Raw genomic sequence first — 23,209 nt, forward strand, 5'->3', positions numbered from 1 at the left:
GCGTCCGCCACCTGAGGCTGCTCCACGGCACGCGGATGGAGAGCGGTACCAGCGCTTCGCCCCGCGCTCCGAGGGCCTCCCCGGGGCTGGGGTGGGGAGGTGCGCGCGCAGTAGCCTCGACCTGCACGTCCCCTCCGGCCACCGTCGCGAAAGGCGCCCCACCGTGATCGAGACCGACCACTTCGTCCGCTTCGAACGGGTGGGGTCGGTCACCGACACCGCGCGCGGCCTGCTGGCCGAGGTCGAGACCGAGCTGCTGCGAGTCGACCTCGTCGCCGACGACGTCGTCCGGGTGAAGATGAGCCGCGGGGGCGTCTTCGACGAGTCGCCCACCTTCGCGGTCTGCGTCGACCCACTGGCAGACCCGGTCGAGTTCACGGTCGAGCGCGACGACGAGCGGGTGTGCCTCGTGACCTCGTCGCTGGTCGTGTCGCTGTGGCTGAGGCCGTTCCGCCTCGACGTGCACCGCGCCGACGGCACGCCGGTGGTGGAGACCGCGAGCGACGACCAGGGGCGCTACTGGGCCTACGCGACGCTCAACGACACGTTCACGCTGCGCCGGCGGTGCCGCCAGGAGGACGCGTTCTTCGGGCTGGGGGAGAAGGGCGGCCGCCACAACCGCAAGGGCCGCGACTTCACCATGTGGAACACCGACGTCCTCAACCCCGACGCGGCGGGGGAGTTCACCGCGGGCAAGGAGCCGGACGACCCCCGCGGCGACCGCACGAGCGTCGACTTCGACCCGTTCTACGTGACGGTCCCCTTCTACTACCACCAGACCTACCCCACCGGGACGATGGCGGCGTCGTTCACGGACAACGGCTACCGCGCGGAGTACGAGCTCTCCCCGCACGACGAGTACCGCATGACGTTCCGCGGTGGGCAGTGGACCGAGTACATCTTCGCCGGACCCGACATGCCGACGATCCTCACCCGCTACACCGCGCTCACGGGTCGCACGCAGCTGCCACCGCTGTGGTCGCTCGGCTACCACCAGTGCCGCTGGTTCGACTACACGCAGGAGGCCGTGGAGGCGCTCGGACAGCAGCACCGTGACAGCGAGATCCCTTGCGACGCACTGTGGCTCGACATCGACTACATGGACGGCTACCGGGTCTTCACGTGGGACACCGAGAAGTTCCCGGACGCGCCGGGGATGCTCGAGCGGCTCTCGGAGCAGGGCTTCAAGGTCATCACGATCATCGACCCCGGCGTGAAGTGGGACCCCGGCTACGCCGTCTTCGACGATGGGCTCGAGCGGGACGTGTTCTGCCGCACGGCAGGCGGCGACACCTACATCGGGCAGGTCTGGCCCGGCAACACGGCCTTCCCCGACTTCGTCACCGAGGAGGCGCGACGCTGGTGGGGTGGGCTGAACGCCAGGCACGTGCAGTCCGGGCTCGCGGGGATCTGGAACGACATGAACGAGCCGGCCACCGGCTCGATCCCGCCCGAGGGCATGCGCTTCGGCCACGGCGAGCACCCGCACGAGCGCTACCACAACCAGTACGCGCTGCTCATGGCGATGGGGACGCGCCAGGGGCTGGTGGAGGCGATGCCCGAGCTGCGCACCTTCATCCTCTCCAGGGCGGGGTTCGCCGGTATCCAGCGCTACGCCGCCAACTGGATGGGGGACAACCTCTCCCGCTGGGACCACCTGCGCATGAGCATCGCCATGGCGTCCGGCTTCGGGGTGTCGGGGCAGCCGTTCGTCGGCGCCGACGTCGGCGGTTTCGCCGGTGGCTCCAACGCCGAGCTCTTCACCCGCTGGATGCAGTACGGCGTGCTCACGCCCTTCTGCCGCAACCACTCGATGATCGGCAACGTCGACCAGTACGCCTGGGCGTTCGGCGACCTCGTGCAGGACATCGTGCGTGAGGCGCTGCGCCTGCGCTACCGGCTGATGCCCTACATCTACAGCGCGTTCGTCCGGTCGTCGGAGACCGGCGAGCCCGTGCAACGGCCGCTGGTCTTCGACCACCAGTACGACGGCACGGTCCGCGACCTCGACGACCAGTACCTCTTCGGCACCGACCTGCTGGTCGCGCCGGTGACCGAGCCGGCGGCGACCTCGCGTCAGGTCTACCTGCCCGAGGGCGACTGGTACGACTGGCACGACGGCTCGCTCCTCGGGGGTCGTCGCTTCGTCATCGCACCCACGCCGATGGACCGCATCCCCGTCTACGCCCGCGGCGGCGCGGTCGTCCCGATGTGGCCGGAGGCGCCGCCGTCGACGGCCGGCTACCACCCCGAGGTGATCGAGCTGCACCTGTTCGTCCCGACCCGCGACGGCGAGCACGTGTCGCGGCTCGTCGAGGACGACGGCCTCACCACCGCATCACCCGGCGGCGCCTGCCACCGGACGACCTTCACCCTGACGAGGGACGGCGCGACGGTGCGGCTGCAGGCGCGGGTCGAGGGCGAGGGCTACCCCGAGTTCCGGCGCACCGCGTACCGCCTGCACGTGCACGGGGCGTCCCCGGACCGGGTCGTCCTCGACGACGCGCCGGTGGCGGCGGACGCCGACGGGGCCTTCGTGCTGCCGGTGGCGGCGCGGCGGTTCACGGCGGTCCTCGGAGTCGCAGGCGACTAGCGTGGAGGCCCGCCGGGCAGCGGCGTGAGCGAGGGAGGACGACACACCATGGCCACGAGGACGACCGGGGCGAGCGCGCACACCGGGCAGGCGGCGTCGGGGGCCCCCGCTGCCGACCGCCACGACCTGATCCGCGTCCAGGGCGCGCGGGAGAACAACCTCAAGGACATCAGCGTCGAGATCCCGAAGCGCCGGCTCACGGTGTTCACCGGCGTCTCGGGCTCCGGCAAGAGCTCGCTGGTGTTCGCGACCATCGCGGCGGAGTCGCAGCGCATGATCAACGAGACCTACAGCGCATTCGTGCAGAACTTCATGCCGACCCTGGCCCGTCCCGACGTCGACGTCCTCGAGGGCCTCACGACGGCCATCATCGTCGACCAGGAGCGGATGGGCGCCAACCCCCGGTCCACCGTCGGCACCGCCACGGATGCCAACGCGATGCTGCGGATCCTGTTCAGCCGCATCGGGGTTCCCCACATCGGGCCGCCGACGGCGTTCGCGTTCAACGTGCCGACCCGCGTGGCCAGCGGGGTGATGCGCACCGACAAGGGTGGTCGCGAGGAGAAGACCGTCGTCCGCGACGCGGTCTACCAGGGCGGCATGTGCCCGCGCTGCGAGGGGATGGGCGCGGTCAACGACTTCGACCTCACCGCCATCTATGACGGCACCAAGGCGCTGTCCGAGGGCGCCTTGCTCGTCCCGGGCTACAGCATGGACGGCTGGTACGGACGCATCTTCAGCGGCGCCGGGCTGCCGATGGACAAGCCGGTCGGGTCGTTCACGGCCAAACAGCTCGACAAGCTCCTGTACGGCGCGCCCGAGAAGATCCGGGTGGACGGGGTCAACCTCACCTACGAGGGCGTCCTCAGCAAGGTCCAGAAGTCGATGCTGTCCAAGGACGTCGAGGCCATGCAGCCGCACGTGCGGCGGTTCGTCGAGCGAGCGGTGACCTTCACGACGTGCCCCGAGTGCCTGGGTACCCGGCTGTCGAAGGAGGCCCTGTCGGCCAAGGTGAACGGCAGGAACATCGCCGAGCTCTGCTCGATGCAGATCAGCGACCTCGCCCTCTGGCTGCGCGAGCTCGACGAGCCGTCGGTCGCGCCGCTGCTCGGCGGGCTGCGGCACCTGCTGGACTCGTTCACCGAGATCGGTCTCGGCTACCTCTCGCTCGACCGGCCGGCGGGCACGCTCTCCGGCGGGGAGGCGCAGCGCACCAAGATGATCCGCCACCTCGGGTCCTCGCTCACCGACGTCACCTACGTGTTCGACGAACCGACGATCGGGTTGCACCCGCACGACATCGCGCGGATGAACACCCTGCTGCTGCAGCTGCGCGACAAGGGCAACACCGTCCTCGTCGTGGAGCACAAGCCGGAGACCATCACCATCGCCGACCACGTGGTCGACCTCGGTCCCGGTGCGGGTTCGGGGGGCGGCACGGTGTGCTTCGAGGGGACGGTCGAGGGCCTGCGCGCCAGCGACACCACCACCGGGCACCACCTCGACGACCGGGCCGTGCTCAAGCCACAGGTGCGCAGCGCCACCGGGGCGATGGAGGTACGGGGCGCGTCGACGCACAACCTCAAGGATGTCGACGTCGACATCCCGCTCGGCGTCCTGTGCGTCCTCACCGGGGTCGCCGGCTCGGGGAAGAGCTCGCTGGTCCAGGGGTCCGTGGCCCGGCGCGACGGCGTCGTCATCGTCGACCAAGGCGCGATCAAGGGTTCGCGCCGCAGCAACCCGGCCACCTACACCGGCCTGCTCGAGCCGGTGCGCAAGGCGTTCGCCAAGGCCAACGGCGTGAAGCCGGCACTGTTCAGCTCCAACTCCGAGGGTGCCTGCCCCACCTGCAACGGCGCCGGCGTCATCTACACCGACCTCGGTGTCATGGCGACGGTCGAGTCGACCTGCGAGGAGTGCGAGGGCCGGCGGTTCCAGGCGTCGGTGCTCGAGTACACGCTCGGCGGGAAGAACATCGCCGAGGTGCTCGCCATGTCGGTGGGCGAGGCGGAGGCCCTCTTCGGCCCCGAGGGAGCTGCCGCCACGCCCGCGGCGCACAAGGTGCTCGGCCGGCTCGCCGACGTCGGGCTCGGCTACCTCACCCTCGGCCAACCGCTGACCACGCTGTCCGGGGGAGAGCGCCAGCGGCTCAAGCTCGCGGCCCAGATGGCAGAGAAGGGCGACGTCTACGTCCTGGACGAGCCGACGACGGGGCTGCACCTCGCCGACGTCGCCAACCTCCTGGCGCTGCTCGACCGGCTCGTCGACTCCGGCCTGTCGGTGGTCGTCATCGAGCACCACCAGGCCGTCATGGCCCACGCCGACTGGATCATCGACCTCGGTCCCGGCGCCGGGCACGAGGGCGGACGGGTCGTGTTCGAGGGGACGCCGGCCGACCTCGTCGCGGACCGCTCCACCCTCACCGGCGAGCACCTCGCCGCGTACGTCGGCGCCTGAGCGGTCCCGCGCCACCTGCCGATCCTTCCCGACCTCCTACCCCGTGCGCCGCTCAACGCGCCCCGTGGCGCGTGCGTGAACGGGTCAGCTGGTACGGAGCCGGGGGAGTGGGGCGGGTCAGGTCCAGCCCGGGGTGTGGACGGCGCAGCGGCCCGGGACGTGGGTGCTCCGGCGGCGTACGAGGGTGCGCACCGCCCACCGGACCCGCCGCCGGCCGATGAGCAGGACGACGCCGGTCCACATCGCGACCACCCACAGGCGTGGTCCCACGGGCGGGTCGGGCGGCGGGGAGTAGCCGCCTGCGTCCAGGCCGGCGGACTGCTCGAAGTGGTTCTCCGAGCCGGGGTAGACGGTGCTGTCGACGAGGTAGGCGACCGGCAGCAGGCCGATGCCGCCGAGGACGCTGCACACTGCCCACTGGTCCACGTGCCGCGACTCGTGCCTGGCCAACCTCGCGGCGCGTACGGCGTCGATGCGCGGGGTGGGGGAGGACAGAAAGACCTCGCCCACCATGCTGCCCGGGTGCTCCGCCGACTGCGGCACGAAGGCCAGCGTGATGGGCGGGTCGCCGACGCTGCACAGTCCGCGACCCCGGACCTCGGCGAAGGCCAGGGCCAGCCCGCTGACGGGGGCGGTGAGCACCGAGCGCACGGTCGAGCGCACCGACCCGCGTGGCGGCACCTGGGGGTCGATGACGCGCCGGCCCTCGGCGATGGAGACGTCGGCCACGCAGGCCGGCAGCTCCCGCGCCTTCTGGGAGACGCGCAGCCCGAACCCGACCACCGACAGGCAGGCCAGCACCACCATGGCGGCCAGGAGCCGGCGGTGGCGGCGCTGGCAGAGCTCGCACGCCAGGACGCGACGCGGCCGCAGGAAGCGGGTGCGCGGCAGGACGATGAACAGGCCGAGCACGCCGGCGCCGAGGAAGGCCACGACGGCCCACACGACGCGCATCGCGGGGGACGTGGGGCGCCGGTGCCGCCCACCTGCGGGACTGTCCACTCATCTCTCCGAGGACCGGACCCGGGGCCGGGTCGTCTCTGCCCACCCGCCCGCGGCAGCATTGCGGGGGCCCCACCATGATCCCCCGTCCGGGCCGACCCCACCAGTGAGCCGTGGCCGTCCGGCCCGGGTCGGGGCGTCCGCCGAGGGCGCCGTCCGGGACCTGTCGGTGGGCGAGCACCTCGGGTAGTTTCGAGGGGCGCCCGTCACGCCAGCCGGCTGCCGACCAGGAGGTACGTCCCATGCGCGCTCTGCAGTTCACGACGTACGGGGGGCCCGAGCAGCTGGCGTGGGCAGAGGCGCCCGAGCCGCACGCCGGCCCGGGTCAGGTCCGGGTCGCCGTGCGGGCGGCGAGCGTCAACCCCATCGACTGGAAGATGCTCTCGGGTGCCATGGCGCAGGACGAGCGCCCGGAGCGCCCGGTCCTGCTCGGCTTCGACGCGGCAGGGGTCGTCGACGAGGTGGGCGACCGGGTCGACGGGGTCGCCGTCGGGGACGAGGTGTTCGGCCGGGGCAGCGGCACGCAGGCCGAGCTGGCCGTGCTCGACGCCTGGGCCACCAGACCCGAGGGTGTCGACTGGGCCGTGGTGGCCGCAGCAGGCGTTGCGGGCGAGACCTCCGAGCGCGGCCTGCGCCTTCTCGGGGTGGAGTCGGGCACGACGCTCTTCGTGGACGGCGGCGCCGGCGGCGTGGGCGCCGTGGCCGTCCAGATGGCGGTGACCCGTGGCGCGACGGTGGTCGCCTCCGCCAGCGAGGCCAACCACCCGCTGCTGCGCGACCTCGGTGCGACCCCCGTCCTCTACGGCGACGGGGTCGTCGAGCGCGTCATGGACGCCGCCGGCGGCCAGGTGGATGCCGTCTTCGACGTGGCCGGCAAGACCCCGGCCGAGGATCTGGTCCGGCTCGTCCGGGACCCGGCCCAGGTCGTGTCGATCGCCAACTTCGGGGCGGCGGCCGCGGGCGCGCGGGTCACCGGCGGAGGCGACGACAGCAAGCCCGTGGAGGCCCTCGAGCTGACCGCCTCGCTGCTCGCCGAGGGCAGGCTGGAGATCCCGGTCCGGACGTTCCCCTTCGAGGAGGCTGCCGAGGCCTACCGCATCAGCCAGTCGGGGCACGTGCGCGGCAAGCTCGTCCTGGTTCACCCCTGAGGTAACCGTCGCCGAGCAGGACGGCGAGGTGGCCCTGCCGGAGGACTAGCGGCGCGGGCCGGCGGCCAGGTCACGGGAGAGCAGGCGGTCGAGGATGTCGGGCACGCCCACCACGCCGAGGGTGCTGCCGTGGTCGTCGGTGACGACGAGCAGCTGGGTGCGGGTCTGCCGCATCCGGGTGAGCGCCTCGTGCACCGGGGTGCCGGCGGGCAGCGCCTGGACCGGGCGCACCACCTCCGCCACCGACAGGTCCGGCGCCGCCGTGAGCACGTCGCGCACGTGCACCACGCCGCGTACGTGGCCGTCCTCCTCGACCAGCACCCGGAGGTGCCCCGTCCGCAGGGACACCTCCCAGACCTCGCGCGCCGTGGCCGCACCGTCGACGGCGGTCACGCCAGCCTCGCCCCGGACGAGCTCGCCGAGGGTGAGGACCTGGAGCTCGAGCGCCCCGGCGAGCTGCGCGGAGTACGCGGGGTCGAGCACGCCGGACTGCGACGAGTGCTCCACGAGGTGCCGCAGGTCCTCGGGGCTGCGCCCCGACACCACCTGGTCGCTGGGCTCGACACCCACCCGGCGCAGGCACCAGTTGGCGACCGCGTTGAGGACCCGCAGCAGCGGCCGGGTCAGCCACATGAACCCGCGCATCGGCAGGGCGAGCAGGGTCGCCGACCTCTCGGGGTGTGCGATGGCCCACGACTTCGGCGCCATCTCGCCCACGACGAGGTGCAGGAACGTCACCACCACCAGGGCCAGGACGAAGGCGAGGACGTCCGCGGCCCAGGCGGGCAGGGCGGTCGCCTCCAGCGGAGGCAGCAGCCAGTGGTGCACCGCCGGCTTGGTGACCGCCCCCAGAGCGAGCGTGCAGACCGTGATGCCGAGCTGTGAACCGGCGAGCAGCAGCGTCAGCTCGTGGGAGCTCCGCAGGGCTGCACGGGCGGCGCGGCTGCGGTGCGCGTCGTCCTGGAGGCGGTGACGGCGAGCGGCCATGAGGGCGAACTCGACGGCGACGAAGAACGCCGACAGGCCGATGATGGCGGCCGTGGTGGCGAGGACGACCCAGGGGTTGCTCACGGCTGCTCCTCCGGTTGCAGGGGTGCCGGCTCCACGGCCTCCCGGATGCTCACGCGGACGGTCGCGGGGACGTGCCGCTCAACGGTGAGGACCTCGACGTCGGCGACGTGGCGCAGCGGCTCGCCGTCACCGGCCAGCTGCGCGGCGTCCAGGGGCAGCCCCACGAGGACGTGCTCGCCGGGCTGCGGCAGCGCCCCGTGGTGGGCGATGACCAGGCCCGACAGCGTCTCGTAGTCGCCCTCCGGCAGGTCACGGTCGAGGAGCCGCTCGAACTCGTCGACGGGCAGGTCGCCGGCCACGACCCACGACCCGTCCGGCAACGCCTCGTGGGCGGGCGGTTCGCCCACGTCGTGCTCGTCGGCGAGCTCGCCGACGAGCTCCTCCGCCAGGTCCTCGAGCGTGATGATGCCGACGAAGCTGCCGTACTCGTCGATGACGCAGGCCAGCTCGCGACGCGCGTCCACGAGGGCCCGCACCACGGCGGGCAGCGCCATGGACTCCGGCACGACGACCGGTGGACGCGCCAGTACCGTCACCGGGCGATGGTCGCCCGGCGGGGAGGCCAGCACGTCGTGCAGCTCCACGACGCCGGTGACGGTGACGCCGTCGGCGTCCAGGACGGGGTACCGCGAGTGGCCGACCGCCATGAGCGCGCGCACCTCGGCGACCCGGTCACCCGCGCCCACGACGTCGGCGTGCACCCGGGGGACCATCGCGTGTCCCGCGTTGCGGGTGGGGAAGTCCAGGACCCGGTCGAGGAGCAGCGACAGCTCGGGTGACAGGTCACCGCTCTCGCGCGACTCCGCGACGATGTGCTCGAGGTCGCGGGCGCTGGCCGAGTGCTCCACGTCGTGCACCTGGGCGATGCCGAGCACCCTGAGCAGCGCGGTCGACGCACGGTCGAAGACGTGCACCAGCCAGCCGAACGTGCGCAGGTACAGCGTGGTCGAGCGACCCAGCCGCAGGGCGACCGGCTCGGGGCGGGCGATCGCCAGGTTCTTGGGGAAGAGCTCGCCCAGGACCATCTGCACGACCGTCGAGAAGCCCAGTGCCACGACGGCCCCGACGGCCAGCCCGATGCCGCTGGGCACGTCGACCCCACCGAGCAGCCCGGAGACGGACTCGCCGATCAGCGGCTCGGCGACATAGCCGACCACCAGCCCGGTCACGGTGATGCCGAGCTGCGCGCCGGAGAGCATGAACGACGTGCGCCTGGTCACGGCCAGTGCCCTGGCCGCCGCGGCGTCCCCCGACGCCGCCCGCGCGGCGAGGCGGCTGCGGTCGACCGCGAGGTAGGCGAACTCCTGCGCCACGAACCACCCAGTGAGCGCGGTGATGGCCAGGACGACGAGTACCCCGAGGAGCAGGGACAGCACGGCGGTCACGCGTCAGCCCCGGGGTGGAAGGGTCCGGGCGGGGCTGCGCCGGGCTGTCCCGGCGTACTGGGGGGCTCCATACGTCTCCGTGGTCGCGGCGGGGTCCCCGACGGGGCCCGTCCTGGGCGTTCACTCGACCGGACCAACGCCGACCGCGCTGCTGCGGTTCCACCTAGGGTGGGCGAACCGGGCGGCTCGTGGGCAGCCGCCGCGTCGACGACGACTCCCCGGAGGCATCCCATGGCCGTGCAGACCACCGACTTCTACGGGCTCGAGGAGCTGCTGGACGGCGAGGAGCGCGAGATCCTGCACCGGGTCAGGGAGTTCATGGCCCGCGAGGTGGCTCCGGTCATCACCGACCACTGGGTGCGGGCCACGTTCCCGTTCGAGGTCGTGCCCGGGCTCGCGGCGCTCGGCACCGCCGGCCTGGCGTCCGACGGGCCGGGAGGTGGCAGGCGCCGGCACCTGCTCGACGGGATGGTCGCGATGGAGATGGCGCGGGTCGACCCGTCCATCGCGACGTTCCACGGCGTCCACAGCGGCCTGGCCATGGGTTCGATCCGGCTGTGCGGGTCGCCGGAGCAGCAGGAGCGCTGGCTGCCTGCGATGGCTCGGTGGGAGAAGATCGGCGCGTTCGGCCTGACCGAGCCCGAGGCCGGCTCGGGAGCCGCCGGGGGGCTGACCACGACCGCCACCCGCGACGGTGACGAGTGGGTCCTCGACGGGGAGAAGAAGTGGATCGGCAACGCCACCTTCGCCGACCTCACCGTCATCTGGGCGCGTGACTCCGACACCGACGAGGTGCTCGGTTTCGTCGTGGAGAAGGGTGCGCCCGGCTTCACCACCGAGGCCATCGGCGACAAGATCGCGCTGCGCGTCGTGCAGAACGCCCACATCACCCTCGACGGCGTCCGGGTGCCCGAGACCGACCGGCTCCAAGGGGCTCGCTCCTTCGACGACACCGGTCGGGTCCTGCGCGAGACCCGCGCCGGCGTGGCCTGGATGGCCGTGGGGTGTGCCCTCGGCGCGTACGAGCACGCGCTCGCCTACGCCAAGGAACGGGAGCAGTTCGGGCAGAAGATCGCCGGGTTCCAGCTCATCCAGGACCTGCTCGTCCAGATGCTCGGCAACACCACCGCGTCAGCGGCCCTGTGCGTGCAGCTGAGCCGCCTGCAGGACGCGGGTGTGGAGACCGACGCGCAGGCGTCGCTGGCCAAGGCGTTCTGCACGGTGCGCATGCGCGAGACGGTCGGGTTCGCGCGAGAGCTGTTGGGCGGCAACGGGATCCTGCTCGACCACCAGGTGGGCCGCTTCGTCGCCGACGCCGAGGCGATCTACTCGTACGAGGGCACCCGCGAGATCAACACGCTCATCGTGGGCCGCGAGATCACCGGGGTCGGCGCCTTCGTCTGAGGCGGCCCGTCAGCGCGAGTAGGTCGGGTCGGCGCCGGTCGCGTCCTCGACGGGTACGGCGTCGACCGGGTCGGCCTTCTGCGGCCCGTCGGCCAGGGGGAGGGTGATCGAGAAGACGGAGCCGCCCCCGGGACGGGGCGCGTAGCCCACCTCACCGTGGTGGGCGTGGGCGATGGAGCTCACGATCGTCAGCCCGAGGCCCGTGCCCTGGATCGCCTCGGACTGCGCCGTGCTGGAACGGAAGAAGCGCTCGAACAGGCGGTGCGCCTCGACCTCGGGCACCCCCATACCGGTGTCCTCCACGGCGATGCGCACCTCGCCGATCCCGACGCGGAGCCGGACGGTGACGGTGCCGCCGGCCGGGGTGAACTTGATGGCGTTGGAGATGAGGTTGATCAGGGCGCGCTCGAGCTGGGCGGCATCACCGAGGACGTGGATGCCGCCGCTGGGCGCGGCCACGGCGAGCCGCAGGTCGGCGTCGAGCGCCTGCTTCTCCAGGGACTCGCAGGCCTGCCAGGCGCAGGACCGGACGTCGACCCGCGCCAGGGTGAAGCTGAAGCTGCCGGCGTCGACCTTCGACACGGCCAGGACGTCCTCGATGAGGCTGAGCAGGCGGCCGGCGTTGCGCTGGACCTTCTCCACCATGCCGAGCTGGAGGCGGTCGAGGTCGCCGGCGTCGCCCGCGGCGAGCATCTCCGCGTAGCCGATGACGCTGGTGATGGGGGTCCGCAGCTCGTGGCTGATGTTGGTGACGAAGTCGTCCTTGGCCTGGTCGAGCTCGGTGAGCCGTTCGACCGCGCGGCGCTCCTTCTCGAGGGCCGAGCGCAGCTGCTCCTCGGCGGCGCGGCGCTCGGTGACGTCGACGAGCTGGGCGGTGTAGAGGGTGCCGGAGTACTCGGTGAGGGGGGAGAGCGTGACCTCGAGCCACGCGCGCGACGGCCGCGCGACCTGCACCTCGCCCTGCCACCCGTGGGCGTCGGGCACGACCGAGCTCCCGGCCGAGGTGAGCACCCCGTCCACGACCAGGGCACTCAGCGGGTCCAGTAGCTGCGACCAGCTCTGCCCGAGCAGGTCGTCCTCCGTGCGCCCGTCGTCTCCGGTGAGCAGTCGCAGCGCGACGGCGTTGATCTCGACGATGCGCAGGGCGCCCCCGTCGCGGTCGAGCAGGAGCATGCCGACCCGGGCACCGTTGAAGCCGTGGCGGAACAACGCCTCGCTGCGCTGCAGCTCGGTCATCGTCTCCTGGCGCTGGCGGATGGCGACCGACAGCGGGAGCACCAGCAGGGCGGCGCACACGACGAAGGCCTGGACCAGGCTGGAGACGACCTCGGGCGGACGGCCCGACGAGAGGTGCGCGAACGGTCCACCCCCCAGGGCGCTGAGGAGGGTCGCCAGGACGCCGGCCGTGACCAGCTGGCCGTAGACGGTGCGCTGGCCCATGCGCACCGCGCCCCACATGAGCGGCACGAACGGCACGAAGGCGAGGGGGAGGCTCTGGGTGGGGGCGAACACGGCCACGACCACCGCGACCAGGACGACCCACTGCGCGACGCGTTCGGTGCGCCGGCGCTCCGGCGCGGGCGAGGACCCCAGGAACCAGGGGAGCACGAGCAGCAGGGCCGCGGCGTGCGAGGCTCCGACGGCCCGGCCCACGGCGAAGGCGTCGGCGCCCTCGCTCACCGAGGCGGTGACCCCGGCCCCCACGGCGATGACGGCGGCACCCGCGGTGCACGCCTGGAGGAACTTGCCGAGGCCCGCCATGGTGGCCAGGGCCGAGCGGGCGCCTCCGGCACGCAACAGGAGCAGCGTGACGACCACGGTCTCGAGCAGGTTGGACACGGCATATCCGGCGGACACCGCGAGCGTCCGGGCGCCGAGCAGGTTGGCGAGCACCGACACGGCGAGCAGGCCGGCGGCCATGAGCCAGCGGCGGGTTCCCCGGGTCCAGAGCAGGGCGACCACGGAGAGCCCTGAGGCCGGCCACCAGGCGGCCACGTGGGAGCCGGCCGGCGCGAGGACGACCGAGGTGGTCATCAGGGCGAACACCCCGCCCAGCAGGGAGGCGAACGTCAGGACGTCACGGGTGGCTCCGGGGAGCGCCGCGAACCACCCGAGCGGGCCCCCGCCGTGGACCGGTCCCGCGGGTGTCGTGGCAGCCGGCAGGTGGACGTCACCGCCCGGGGCTACGGGGGAGTCGGCGGCGGGCTCGACAGCGCGGGCGGTACTGCGCTCGGGAGCTCGGGCGGTACGGCGCTCGGCGGCGCGCTCGGCACCGCGCGGAGGGGTGGCGCTCACCGGCGGCGACCGGACCTCGGGGCGAGGGGGCCGCACGGGAAGGACACAGCTGGCACCGGACTCCTCGGATCACCCCTCGTGGACGCGGGCCAGTCTGCCGCACCGCCACCGTTTCGTCGGTCATTTCGGCGGCTCCGTCCACTAGGTTCGGGTCCGGGCCCGGCGTCGGTGCCGGGCGCAAGCCGCAGGAGGAGAGATGAGCAGCGAGCCCCGGTCCGGTTCCCCTGCGGCCGAAGAGGTCGCCGGCAGCCCCTCGCACGAGGGCGCGTGGTGGCGCAGCGCCGTGATGTACCAGGTGTACCCGCGCAGCTTCGCCGACGGGAACGGCGACGGCGAGGGAGACCTGCCCGGCCTGCGAGAGCGGCTGCCCTACCTCGCCGACCTCGGGGTCGACGGCCTGTGGATCTCGCCCTGGTTCCCCTCCCCGATGGCCGACGGCGGCTACGACGTGAGCGACTTCCGTGACATCCACCCCATGTTCGGCACCCTCGCCGACGCCGATGCGGTGCTGCACGAGGCCCACGACCTGGGCCTTCGCGTCATCATCGACCTGGTGCCCAACCACACCTCGGACCAGCACCCCTGGTTCCTCGCGGCGCTGGCGGGCGGGCCGCAGGCCCCTGAGCGGGCGCGGTACTTCTTCCGGGACGGGCGCGGCGAGGACGGCGAGCTGCCGCCGAACAACTGGATCAGCGCGTTCGGCGGGCCGGCCTGGACCCGCGTCACGGAGCCGGACGGGTCACCCGGCCAGTGGTACCTGCACCTCTTCGCCCCGGAGCAGCCCGACCTCGACTGGAGCAACCAGGAGGTGCTGCAGGACTTCGACGAGGTGCTGCGCTTCTGGTTCGACCGTGGGGTCGACGGCCTGCGCATCGACGCGGCCCCGGCGATGTCCAAGAAGGCGGGGCTCCCCGACGCCGACTACGGCGGCGTCCTGCAGTTCCGCACCGTCGACTGGGACGACAACCCGCACTGGGACGTCGACACCGTGCACGACATCTTCCGTCGCTGGAGGGCGATCGCCGACACCTACGACGGCGACCGGGTCTTCGTCGCCGAGGCCGTGGTCAGCACCGCCGAGCGGCTCAGCAACTACCTGCGCCCCGACGAGATGCACACGGCGTTCAACTTCCCCTACCTCAAGGGCCCGTGGGAGGCCGGCCCCTTGCGCGAGGTCATCGACGCGACGCTGGAGTCCTTCACACCGCGGGGGATCCCGTCGACCTGGGTCCTGACGAGCCACGACGAGATCCGTCCGGTGACCCGCTACGGCAGGGCGACCACCAGCTCCTACTTCATCACCGACGGTGAGGGCGAGGTCGCCGACCTGGCCCTCGGGACCCGCCGTGCCAGGGCTGCCGCGATGCTCATGCTCGCGCTGCCCGGGGGCGCCTACATCTACCAGGGCGAGGAGCTCGGGCTGCCCAACGTCGACGACCTGCCCGACGAGGTGCTGCAGGACCCGATGTTCCTGCGCAGTGGCGGCGAGATGCGCGGGCGCGACGGCTGCCGGGTGCCCTTGCCGTGGAGCGGCCAGGAGCCGCCGTTCGGGTTCTCGCCGCCGGGGGTGCAACCGTGGCTCCCGCAGCCGGAGGAGTGGGGCGACCTCACCGTCGAGGCGGAGTCGGCCGACCCGGGGTCGATGCTGCAGCTGCACCGCTCGGCCCTGCGGCTGCGGCGTGAGCTGCCCGGCCTGCACGAGACCGGCCTCGCGTGGCGCGAGGCTCCCGCGGGCGTGCTCGACTTCGAGCGGGGTACGGCGCTGCGCTGCGTGGTCAACCTGTCGGACGCGCCCTTCGCGGTGGACCCGGACCTGGTGCTGCTGTCGAGCATCCCGCTCGAGCAGGGTGCCCTGCCCGTGGACGCGACGGCCTGGCTCCGCGTGGGCTGACGGTCACCGCCGGGTCTTCCCGGAGCCTCGTTGCATCACCTCTGAGTCACCTCTGACGCAGGTCTGAAGCACCCTTGCAACACCTCTGCCGAACCTTGCCGGGACGTGTCCAGCGGGGGTTTCCGGGGAGGCGCTACCCCGGGGTATCTTCGGTCCGTGAAGCCTCGGAACGGCACCGTTGGTGCAGGTCAGGACCTCAGGGCAGCCGTCGCCGAGAGCACCGAGCCGGCGCCTCCGCTCGACCAGGCGACCGGGGCCGCAGAGGTCGTGCGCGAGGTCTTCGACCAGCTGCCGGTGATGGTGGTGGCCTGGGAGGGACCCGAGCACGTCGCGGTCGCCGCCAACGAGGCCTACCGCAAGTACGTCGGCCGGCCGGGCTTCATCGGCTCTCCCTGGTCAGAGGTCATGCCCGAGGTCCGGGGCCAGCAGTTCTTCGAGATCCTCGACAAGGTCTACACGACCGGGCAGACCCAGGTCGGCTCCGAGTGGCGCTTCCAGATCAGGCGCGACGACACCGACCGCCTCCACGAGATCTTCGTCGACTTCACCGTCTCGCCGCGGCTCGGCCCGGAAGGACAGATCGTCGGGTCGACCTGCTTCGTCACCGACGTCACCGACCGCGTGCACGAGCGCCACGAGGCGGCCCTGCGCACCGAGTACGCGCAGGAGCGCTACGAGGCGGTCCACGACGTCGTGGTCGAGCTGCAGCGGGCGCTGCTCTCGATGGACCTGCCGGTCATGCCGACCGCCCACGTGGCTGCCCGCTACCTCGTGGCCGCGCAGGACCAGGCCGCGGGCGGCGACTGGTTCGACGCCATCGTCCTCGACAACGGCCAGCTCGCCCTCGTCGTCGGTGACGTCGTGGGGCACGGTGTCGCGGCCTCGGCCGCCATGGGCCAGCTCCGCGCGGTCCTGGAGGAGCTGCTGCGCACCGAGACCGAGCTCGAGACCGTGCTGGAGCGCCTCGACGCCTATGCCGAGCACAGCCCCAGCATGCGGGCCGCGACGGTGGCCGTGGTGGTCCTCGACCCCGAGACCGGGAAGGCCGTCTACGGCCGCTGCGGACACCCGGCGCCGCTCGTCGTCGGCGAGGACGGCTCGGTGCGCCACCTCGACGCCGCCTCCGGCGGGCCGCTCGGCACCGGTGCCCCCCGCCAGCTCGCGCACACGACGATCGGACCCGGCGAGGTCGTCCTCATGTACAGCGACGGGCTCGTCGAGCGTTCCGGCCACTCCCTCGACGAAGGGGTGGCCGAGCTGGCCCACGTCGCCGCCGACGCCGTCACCAACCGCACCATGCCGGTGGGCGCCTCGGCCGTGGTCGTGGACCGCGTCGCCGAGATCACCATGGAGCTCATGACCAGGCTCGGGCACGAGGACGACGTCACCGTCCTGGTCCTGCAGCGGCTCGCCCAGCCCGTGCCGGGCCTGGAGCTGCGGCTCACCGCCACGCGGGACAGCCTGCACCAGGTCAACGCGGCCTTCGGCGCCTGGCTGGCCGGCTTCGGCGCCTCGCCGGCCGACCGCTTCGCCCTCGAGCTGTCGGTCACCGAGGCCGTCACCAACGTCATCGAGCACGCCTACCCGCCGGGCCGTCCGGGACCCCTGACCGTCACCGGTGCGGTGCTGCCCACGGGCGGTGTCTCCGTACGCGTCGTGGACGAGGGGCGTTGGCGCTCACCGGATCCCGCGTCCACCACCGGCGGACGCGGCCTGCTGCTCATGACCCAGGTCGTCGACGAGGCGGAGGTCATCCACCCGCCCCAGTCGGCCGGGTCACCCGAGGGCAGCCGTGGCACGACCGTGGTGCTGCGCCACCACGCGCACCGCGAGGCCGTCATGGCGTCCGGGCGCGGGCTGGTGGTGGACGACCTGGACGACGACCGTCCCGCGACCGACTTCGAGGTCGTCGGCCGCGAGGACGACGACGGCCCGGTGGTCAGCCTGCGCGGCATCGTCGACCTCGACACCGCCGAGCGCGCCCGGGCCGCGCTGCTGGGAGCCTCGCGCGGGGGAGTGCGGTCGCTGACCGTGGACCTCACCGCGGTGACGCAGCTGGCCAGTGCCGGTGTCCGCTCGCTGTTCGAGGTGCGTGAGCAGCTGGCGGCCAACCGCAAGGACCTCGTCCTCATCGCCGAGCCCGGGAGCGCCCCGGCCGTGGTCCTCGAGCTCGTCTCGCTGCCCTACCACCACCCGGCCCGGACGCGCCCGACCCCGGCCTGACCGACCTGGCCTGACCGGACCCCCGCCCGATCCACCTCGGCCGGACGGGCGGGGGCGCTGCACCGGTGGCGCGCGCCGCTAGAGGCGTTCGCGCACCGGCGGGAGCGGGAGGTGGAAGCCCTCGGCCTCGCCACCGGTCACGTGTGCGGGGTGGACCGACTCGGGGTCGGGGTGGACCACGGCGACGGGGCAGTGCGCGGCACGGACCAGGGACTGCGACACGGAACCGGCGAGCCAGGAGGCGACCGCGCCCCGTCCGCGCGTGCCCACCACCAGCAGGGCGGCGTTCTCGCTGAGCCTGGCCAGCTCGTGGACGGGGTGGCCCTGGGTGACCACGCGGCGCACGTCGACCGACGGGTACTGCTCGGCGAAGCCGGCGATCGCCTCGGCGACGACGGACCGCTCCTCCTCGTTGATCTCGTCGACGTCGATGCTCCACGCCATCGACGCCGCCGCGCCCTCGACGCTGTCGAGCTGCCACGTGTGGGCGACGGTCAGGCCGACCCCCCGGGAGTCCGCCTCCTCGAAGGCGAACCTGATGGCCGAGGCGGAGACCTCGGTGCCGTCGACGCCGACGACGACACGGGCGTCGGCGAGGCTGTGGGTGGGTGCCTCGTGGACCACGACGACCGGGCAGTGGGCGTGGGCGGCCACGTGGGTCGACACCGACCCCAGCACCATGCCCCGGACCGCCCCGAGACCACGAGCGCCCACGACCACGAGGGCGGCTTCCTTCGACGCGTCGACGAGCGCCTCGCCGGGTGAGCCGGTGCTGGTCACGGTGCTGACGGCCAGGCCCGGGTGGGTGTCGCGCACCTTCTCCGCGGCCTCCGAGCAGGCCTCGACCGCCGTCTCCCGGAACACGCGGTCCAGGTCGGGCGGCAGCGGGGCACCGGGCACACCCGCGCGCACCGCGGGGTAGCCGACGGCGGAGTAGGTGTGGACCACGACGAGCGGCTTGCCGCGCCGGCCCGCCTCGGTGGCAGCCCAGTCGAGGGCGAGGTTGCTCGTCCCGGACAGGTCGATGCCGACGACGATGGGACGGTCCGTGGTGTGCATGCTGTTCTCCTGGGTCGTGGTGTCCGGCTGACTCCACCGTCGGCCACACCCATACCGGGGGACAGGGCACTAGGTCCCTGTCCGGGCTCGCACCGTGGCGGGAGCCTTGCAGCGCAACGTCCGACGACTCCGGGAGCCCCGTCATGCTGGTGCGCGAGATCATGACCGTCCCCGCCCACAGCCTGCCGCTCGGCAGCTCGATGGAGGTGGGTATCCAGCTCCTCGCGCGGGCCCACGTGTCCGCCCTCCCCGTCGTCGACGCGGACCACCGCGTCGTCGGCATCGTCAGCGAGGCCGACATCCTGCGCGTGCACCTCGCGCCCGACCCGCGTGCGCACCTGCGCCCCGTACCCGGACCTGAGGAGCCCTGGCCGACCACGCTCGACGAGGTGATGACGCCCGAACCGGTGACGGTGCTCGAGTCCGCCGACGTGGCCGACGTGGGCCAGCTGCTGGCTGACACCGGGTGGAAGAGCGTGCCGGTGACCCACGACGGCCGCCTGGTCGGCATGGTGAGCCGCAGCGACATCCTGCGCCTGCTCACGACGTCCGACAGCTCCATACGGCGGCGCCTCACCCGCGAGTTCGCCGAGCTGGGCCGCGCGCGGTGGGCGGTGTCCGTGGCCGAGGGCCAGGTCACCGTGTCCGGGACACGGGGCCGGCGCGAGGCCGAGCTCGCCGAGGGCATGGCCTCTGCCGTGCCGGGGGTGCGCCGCGTGGTCGTCACGAGCCCCTCGCCCGCAGGCCCCTCGCCCGCGCAGGCCCCCGAGACCGCGTGAGGGACGCGTACCTCCGCCCTGCCCGGCGACGGAACGCGTTGCCCGGCAACGGAGTTCGGCCCGTCCTCGCGTGGGCTGGACGGGCCGTGGGTACTGGGCGGCGGTCTGCGGGCTACCGGAGCCAGCGGTGGTGTCGGACGAGGTCGAGGCGGTTCCACATCGTGCCGAGTCCGAGGTGGTGGCCCGCGCCGGAGAGGAGCAGGACCACGAGGGTCAGGGCGTAGATGAGGTGGTCGTCCATGAACGGGTTGTTGTCGGGTGCCAGGTAGGCGCTCCACATCATGACCAGCATCGCCACGCCGGACACCACGGCGACCCGCATGCCGATGCCCAGCATGAGGGCGAGCCCGATACCGAGCAGGCCGATCATGAACAGCCAGTCGGCCCACGCCGCACCGGCGAAGCTGCCGTAGAAGTCCTTGAGGGGACCGGCGGTGCCGAACGTCAGGAAGCCCTTGGTGGGGGACCCGCCGTGGATCCAAGCGGCGTCACCGAAGCGGTCGACGACACCGGTCTTCGCGTCGCGGCCGGTGGAGAAGCCGAGGGCGAACGTCTTGTCGAGGAAGGCCCACAGGAACACCCACCCGAGCGAGAGCCTCAGGATGCCGAGCACCGTACCCAGTGCCGACGACCCGGTCGTCTCGGTGAGTTCATGGTGCGTCGTCGCGGCCGCATGGGCCGAACCGCGGGGACGCGAGGTGGTGGTCATGGTCGTCTCCTTCGTCGTGTGGTGCCAGGGAGCCGGGACGGTTGCCCCTCCTCGGCGGTGTGCGTACCTCCGAGGCTCCACTTCGACGCTAGGCGCGAGAGTTGCTGCCACGTATGGGCTTTGGTCCCGCTAACCGGTCACGCCGGCGGAGGGGCGGCTGGCCGAGCCGACCCCGTCCTCGCGCGCGACGGGGCGGGTGGCGCGAGCCACGACGTGGACGGGGCACCGCGCGTGGGCCACGCAGTACGCGCCGACGGTGGCGTCCTCGCCCGCCGCGGCCTCGGGGCCCCCCATCCGGTCCTCGCCGATCACCAGGGCGATGGCCCTGGCGCTGCGGTCGACGAGCAGCCGGCCCGGGTCGCCGACCGGTGACTCGAACGTCGCTCCGCGGTGACGCCCGTGGCGGAGGGCGTGCAGACCCGCGGCGAAGGTGGCGGTCTCGGCGTCGGCCCGCTCCAGGGAGTCGAGCTCGTTCGGCACGACCTGCACGAAGCGGATGGAGGACTCGTGCTGGTTGGCGAGGCGGACCGCCTCGGCGGCCACGGCGGGGGCCGACCCGTCGTTGACGAGGCCGGCCACGACCTCGCGACCGGAGTGCTGGGTGTGGGGCGTGCGCAGGGTCATGCCGAGAGTGTGTGCCGTGGCCGCGGGTGCCGACATGGTCGAAGGTCCCGGTCTGGATCCAGGAGGGGTGGGCGGGCCTATCCTTCGGCCATGGCCACCCCCGTGCCGCCCAGCGGACCACCCGGGACCCCTGTCCAGGGGGACGGGCTGCTCGACGCCGTGCTGGCGGTGGGCGCCGGGCTGGAGCTGTCCGAGGTGCTGCGCCGCATCGTCCGCTCGGCGTGCCAGCTGGTCGGGGCGCGGTACGGCGCGCTGGGGGTGCTCGCGGCCGACCACGACCACCTCATGGAGTTCATCACCCACGGGGTGTCCGAGGAGCAGCGGGACAGGATCGGCGACCTGCCCCGTGGCCACGGCGTCCTGGGCCTGCTCATCCGCGACCCGATGCCGCGGCGCATCGCGGACATCAGGACCCACCCCGACTCGTACGGCTTCCCGCCCAACCACCCGCCGATGGCCAGCTTCATCGGCGCCCCCATCCGGGTCCGTGACGAGGTCTTCGGCAACCTGTACCTGTCCGAGAAGGAGGGGGCGGAGCAGTTCACCGACCAGGACGAAGCGCTGCTGGTGGCGCTGGCAGGCGCAGCGGGCGTCGCCATCGAGAACGCCCGCCTCTACGAGCGGAGCCGGTCGCAGCGACAGTGGGCGCAGGCGGTCGGCGACGTCAGCCAGGCGCTGCTGGAGAGCGAGACCGAGGCCGACGCGCTGGCCGTGACGGCGGAGCAGGTATGCGAGGTGGCGGGCGCCCGCGCGTGTGCGGTGGCCCGGGACCGCGAGGGTGACGCCCCGGTCGTCGTGGCGCGTCACCGCGCCGACGGAGGACCTGCCCTGGGGGACGGCTCCACCGAGAGCCACCAGGGTGCAGGCCTCGTGGTGCTCGACGGGCCGCACTGGGACACGGTGCGCGATGTGCACCAGGCGCTGCTGCTGATACCAGGCGAGGAGCAGGCCGCCGTGGCCGCGATCGTCGACGACGTGTGCGCGATGACGGGGCTGGACAGCCCGGGACCGACCGCCCTGGTCCCGCTCACCGCGGGAACCGCCCACCTCGGGCTCCTCATGGTCTCCTGGGACGGCTCCGACGCCGACACGGCCTCGCAGCTGCTCGGCCCCCTCGACGAGTTCGCCCAGCACGTGGGCCTGGCGTTGGTCGCCGCGAGCGCACAGCACGACCGCGCGGCCGTCGCCATGTTCGAGGACCGCGAGCGGATCGCCCGGGACATGCACGACCACGTCATCCAGCGGCTGTTCGCCACGGGGCTGTCGTTGCAGGCCGGCGAGCGGCTGGCGCAGCACCCGGTCGTCCGGAGCCGCATCGAGGAGGCGGTGAGCGAGCTCGACCTCGCGATCAAGGACATCCGGCAGGCGATCTACGAGCTCACGCCGAGCCAGCCCGTGGCCGGACTGCGGGGCCGGCTGGCCGAGCTCGTGGCCGGCTACGCGGACGTCCTGGGCTTCGCTGCGCACTTCACGCTGACGGGGGAGGCGACCGGTATCGGGCCGGCCCTGGAGATGGACGTGAGTGCCGTCATCCGTGAGGGGCTGTCCAACGCGGCCCGGCACGCGTGCGCCAGCGCGGTCTCGGTGGAGGTCTTCATCGGGCCGCGGATCGAGGTCGTGGTCACCGACGACGGCACCGGGCTGGGGAAGAGCGACCGGCGTAGTGGCCTGGCGAACCTGGCCGGCCGCGCCAAGGCGCGGGGCGGCACGTGCGAGACGCAACCCGTGCAGCCACACGGCACCCGGCTCAGCTGGAGCGTGCCGGCCGGTGGCCGTGCGAAGCACCACAGGGGAGTGGGACCATGGTCCCGCGAGGGCAGCGCATGATGCGGCACCGTGGAGGCGCAGGGTGCGACCGCTCCTGCCCAGGCAACGGCGTGAGAGGCACCCCATGACCACGATCTTCCTTCTCGACGACCACGAGATCGTCCGCCGTGGCTTGCGCGAGCTGCTCGAGGGCACCGAGGGGTTCGAGGTGGTGGGGGAGTCGGGTTCGGCGCTCGAGGCCGCCCGCCGCATCCCGGCGCTGCGCCCCGACGTCGCCATCTTCGACGCCCGCCTGCCCGACGGGTCGGGGATCGACGCCTGTCGGCAGGTGCGCTCGGTCGACCCCTCGATCGCGGGCCTGATCCTCACGTCGTTCGACGACGACACGGCGCTGGGCGCGGCGATCCTCGCCGGCGCGGCCGGGTACCTCCTCAAGGACATCCAGGGCAACGGCCTGGTCGAGGCGATCCGCAGGGTCGCCCGCGGCGAGAACCTCCTGGACCCCGAGCGCGCGCGCCGGGTCAGGTCGGGGTGGCGCGAGGACCGTGACGCCGACCCCCGGCTGCGGTCGCTCAGCCCGCAGGAGCGCCGCATCCTCACGCACATCGCGGCCGGCCTCACCAACCGCCAGATCGGCGAGGAGATGTCGCTCGCCGAGAAGACGGTGAAGAACTACGTCACCTCGGTGCTCGCCAAGATGGGTATGGAGCGCCGCACCCAGGCCGCCGTGTACGCCGCCACCCACGTGCCCTCGGGCGCGTCGAACGGCCGCACCGCCCGTCGGTAGGCGTCTGCCGTAGAG

General features: G+C 72.9%; 16 protein-coding genes. 9 read left to right on the forward strand and 7 right to left on the reverse strand.

Annotated features, from left to right (window positions below):
• The first annotated feature begins 163 nt into the window (after positions 1 to 163).
• Positions 164 to 2,593 (forward strand): glycoside hydrolase family 31 protein, encoded by a 2,430-nt coding sequence (locus ABEA42_RS14695; protein WP_345504510.1) that lies wholly within the window; start codon positions 164 to 166, stop codon positions 2,591 to 2,593.
• Positions 2,594 to 2,641: 48 nt separating this feature from the next.
• The gene (locus ABEA42_RS14700) at positions 2,642 to 5,050 is read left to right on the forward strand and encodes an excinuclease ABC subunit UvrA (protein ID WP_345504512.1); all 2,409 of its coding nucleotides are present in this window, start codon (positions 2,642 to 2,644) and stop codon (positions 5,048 to 5,050) included.
• Between the two features lie 117 nt (positions 5,051 to 5,167).
• On the opposite strand, the gene ABEA42_RS14705 is transcribed toward ABEA42_RS14700, so the two are convergent.
• Positions 5,168 to 6,052, reverse strand: a complete 885-nt coding sequence (locus ABEA42_RS14705) for a hypothetical protein (protein WP_345504514.1) — start codon at positions 6,050 to 6,052, stop codon at positions 5,168 to 5,170.
• Positions 6,053 to 6,294: 242 nt separating this feature from the next.
• Here ABEA42_RS14705 and ABEA42_RS14710 point away from each other — a divergent pair, with 242 nt between their 5' ends.
• Positions 6,295 to 7,200 carry an NADP-dependent oxidoreductase gene (locus ABEA42_RS14710; RefSeq protein ID WP_345504516.1) on the forward strand — a complete coding sequence of 302 codons (906 nt, stop codon included), beginning with the start codon at positions 6,295 to 6,297 and terminating at the stop codon, positions 7,198 to 7,200.
• A gap of 45 nt (positions 7,201 to 7,245) precedes the next feature.
• Here ABEA42_RS14710 and ABEA42_RS14715 read toward each other — a convergent pair whose 3' ends face one another.
• Positions 7,246 to 8,271 (reverse strand): hemolysin family protein, encoded by a 1,026-nt coding sequence (locus tag ABEA42_RS14715; protein ID WP_345504517.1) that lies wholly within the window; start codon positions 8,269 to 8,271, stop codon positions 7,246 to 7,248.
• Entirely contained in the window at positions 8,268 to 9,656 is a 1,389-nt protein-coding gene (locus ABEA42_RS14720; RefSeq protein WP_345504518.1) for a hemolysin family protein, read from the reverse strand. Before ABEA42_RS14720 ends, ABEA42_RS14715 begins: the two co-directional genes overlap by 4 nt.
• 231 nt (positions 9,657 to 9,887) lie before the next feature.
• Here ABEA42_RS14720 and ABEA42_RS14725 point away from each other — a divergent pair, with 231 nt between their 5' ends.
• A complete protein-coding gene (locus ABEA42_RS14725) occupies positions 9,888 to 11,060 on the forward strand; it encodes an acyl-CoA dehydrogenase family protein (RefSeq protein WP_345504519.1) in 1,173 nt (390 codons plus the stop codon).
• Between the two features lie 9 nt (positions 11,061 to 11,069).
• Here ABEA42_RS14725 and ABEA42_RS14730 read toward each other — a convergent pair whose 3' ends face one another.
• Positions 11,070 to 13,355: an ATP-binding protein gene (locus tag ABEA42_RS14730; RefSeq protein WP_345504520.1), complete on the reverse strand. Its 2,286-nt coding sequence runs from the start codon at positions 13,353 to 13,355 to the stop codon at positions 11,070 to 11,072.
• Positions 13,356 to 13,551: 196 nt separating this feature from the next.
• Here ABEA42_RS14730 and ABEA42_RS14735 point away from each other — a divergent pair, with 196 nt between their 5' ends.
• Together ABEA42_RS14735 and ABEA42_RS14740 are read left to right on the forward strand one after the other, a co-directional pair.
• On the forward strand, positions 13,552 to 15,246 hold the full coding sequence (locus ABEA42_RS14735; protein WP_345504521.1) for a glycoside hydrolase family 13 protein: 1,695 nt from the start codon (positions 13,552 to 13,554) through the stop codon (positions 15,244 to 15,246).
• Between the two features lie 156 nt (positions 15,247 to 15,402).
• Positions 15,403 to 17,469: a SpoIIE family protein phosphatase gene (locus ABEA42_RS14740; RefSeq protein ID WP_345504522.1), complete on the forward strand. Its 2,067-nt coding sequence runs from the start codon at positions 15,403 to 15,405 to the stop codon at positions 17,467 to 17,469.
• A 78-nt stretch (positions 17,470 to 17,547) separates the two neighbouring features.
• On the opposite strand, the gene ABEA42_RS14745 is transcribed toward ABEA42_RS14740, so the two are convergent.
• The gene (locus ABEA42_RS14745; protein ID WP_345504524.1) at positions 17,548 to 18,528 is read right to left on the reverse strand and encodes a universal stress protein; all 981 of its coding nucleotides are present in this window, start codon (positions 18,526 to 18,528) and stop codon (positions 17,548 to 17,550) included.
• A 143-nt stretch (positions 18,529 to 18,671) separates the two neighbouring features.
• Here ABEA42_RS14745 and ABEA42_RS14750 point away from each other — a divergent pair, with 143 nt between their 5' ends.
• Positions 18,672 to 19,307 carry a CBS domain-containing protein gene (locus ABEA42_RS14750; RefSeq protein ID WP_345504525.1) on the forward strand — a complete coding sequence of 212 codons (636 nt, stop codon included), beginning with the start codon at positions 18,672 to 18,674 and terminating at the stop codon, positions 19,305 to 19,307.
• A gap of 112 nt (positions 19,308 to 19,419) precedes the next feature.
• Here the strand turns inward: ABEA42_RS14750 and ABEA42_RS14755 are convergent, their stop codons facing one another.
• Both ABEA42_RS14755 and ABEA42_RS14760 read right to left on the reverse strand, forming a co-directional pair.
• Positions 19,420 to 20,016, reverse strand: a complete 597-nt coding sequence (locus tag ABEA42_RS14755; protein ID WP_345504526.1) for a hypothetical protein — start codon at positions 20,014 to 20,016, stop codon at positions 19,420 to 19,422.
• Between the two features lie 129 nt (positions 20,017 to 20,145).
• Positions 20,146 to 20,640 (reverse strand): hypothetical protein, encoded by a 495-nt coding sequence (locus ABEA42_RS14760; RefSeq protein ID WP_345504528.1) that lies wholly within the window; start codon positions 20,638 to 20,640, stop codon positions 20,146 to 20,148.
• A 90-nt stretch (positions 20,641 to 20,730) separates the two neighbouring features.
• On the opposite strand from ABEA42_RS14760, the gene ABEA42_RS14765 reads away from it, so the two are divergent.
• Entirely contained in the window at positions 20,731 to 22,467 is a 1,737-nt protein-coding gene (locus ABEA42_RS14765) for a GAF domain-containing sensor histidine kinase (protein ID WP_345504529.1), read from the forward strand.
• A 64-nt stretch (positions 22,468 to 22,531) separates the two neighbouring features.
• Positions 22,532 to 23,194: a response regulator transcription factor gene (locus tag ABEA42_RS14770; protein WP_345504530.1), complete on the forward strand. Its 663-nt coding sequence runs from the start codon at positions 22,532 to 22,534 to the stop codon at positions 23,192 to 23,194.
• Positions 23,195 to 23,209 lie beyond the last annotated feature (15 nt).

Origin of the sequence: Pedococcus ginsenosidimutans (genome assembly GCF_039544395.1) — a bacterium.
GTDB lineage: Bacteria > Actinomycetota > Actinomycetes > Actinomycetales > Dermatophilaceae > Pedococcus > Pedococcus ginsenosidimutans.

What these genes read in the sequence shown, in the direction of transcription:
- ABEA42_RS14700 (WP_345504512.1), top strand. Translation starts at nt 2,642, where the DNA reads ATGGCCACGAGGACGACCGGGGCGAGCGCGCACACCGGGCAGGCGGCG.
- ABEA42_RS14735 (WP_345504521.1), top strand. Translation starts at nt 13,552, where the DNA reads ATGAGCAGCGAGCCCCGGTCCGGTTCCCCTGCGGCCGAAGAGGTCGCC.
- ABEA42_RS14755 (WP_345504526.1), bottom strand. Translation starts at nt 20,016, where the DNA reads ATGACCACCACCTCGCGTCCCCGCGGTTCGGCCCATGCGGCCGCGACG.
- ABEA42_RS14770 (WP_345504530.1), top strand. Translation starts at nt 22,532, where the DNA reads ATGACCACGATCTTCCTTCTCGACGACCACGAGATCGTCCGCCGTGGC.
- ABEA42_RS14710 (WP_345504516.1), top strand. Translation starts at nt 6,295, where the DNA reads ATGCGCGCTCTGCAGTTCACGACGTACGGGGGGCCCGAGCAGCTGGCG.
- ABEA42_RS14760 (WP_345504528.1), bottom strand. Translation starts at nt 20,640, where the DNA reads ATGACCCTGCGCACGCCCCACACCCAGCACTCCGGTCGCGAGGTCGTG.
- ABEA42_RS14765 (WP_345504529.1), top strand. Translation starts at nt 20,731, where the DNA reads ATGGCCACCCCCGTGCCGCCCAGCGGACCACCCGGGACCCCTGTCCAG.
- ABEA42_RS14745 (WP_345504524.1), bottom strand. Translation starts at nt 18,528, where the DNA reads ATGCACACCACGGACCGTCCCATCGTCGTCGGCATCGACCTGTCCGGG.
- ABEA42_RS14750 (WP_345504525.1), top strand. Translation starts at nt 18,672, where the DNA reads ATGCTGGTGCGCGAGATCATGACCGTCCCCGCCCACAGCCTGCCGCTC.
- ABEA42_RS14725 (WP_345504519.1), top strand. Translation starts at nt 9,888, where the DNA reads ATGGCCGTGCAGACCACCGACTTCTACGGGCTCGAGGAGCTGCTGGAC.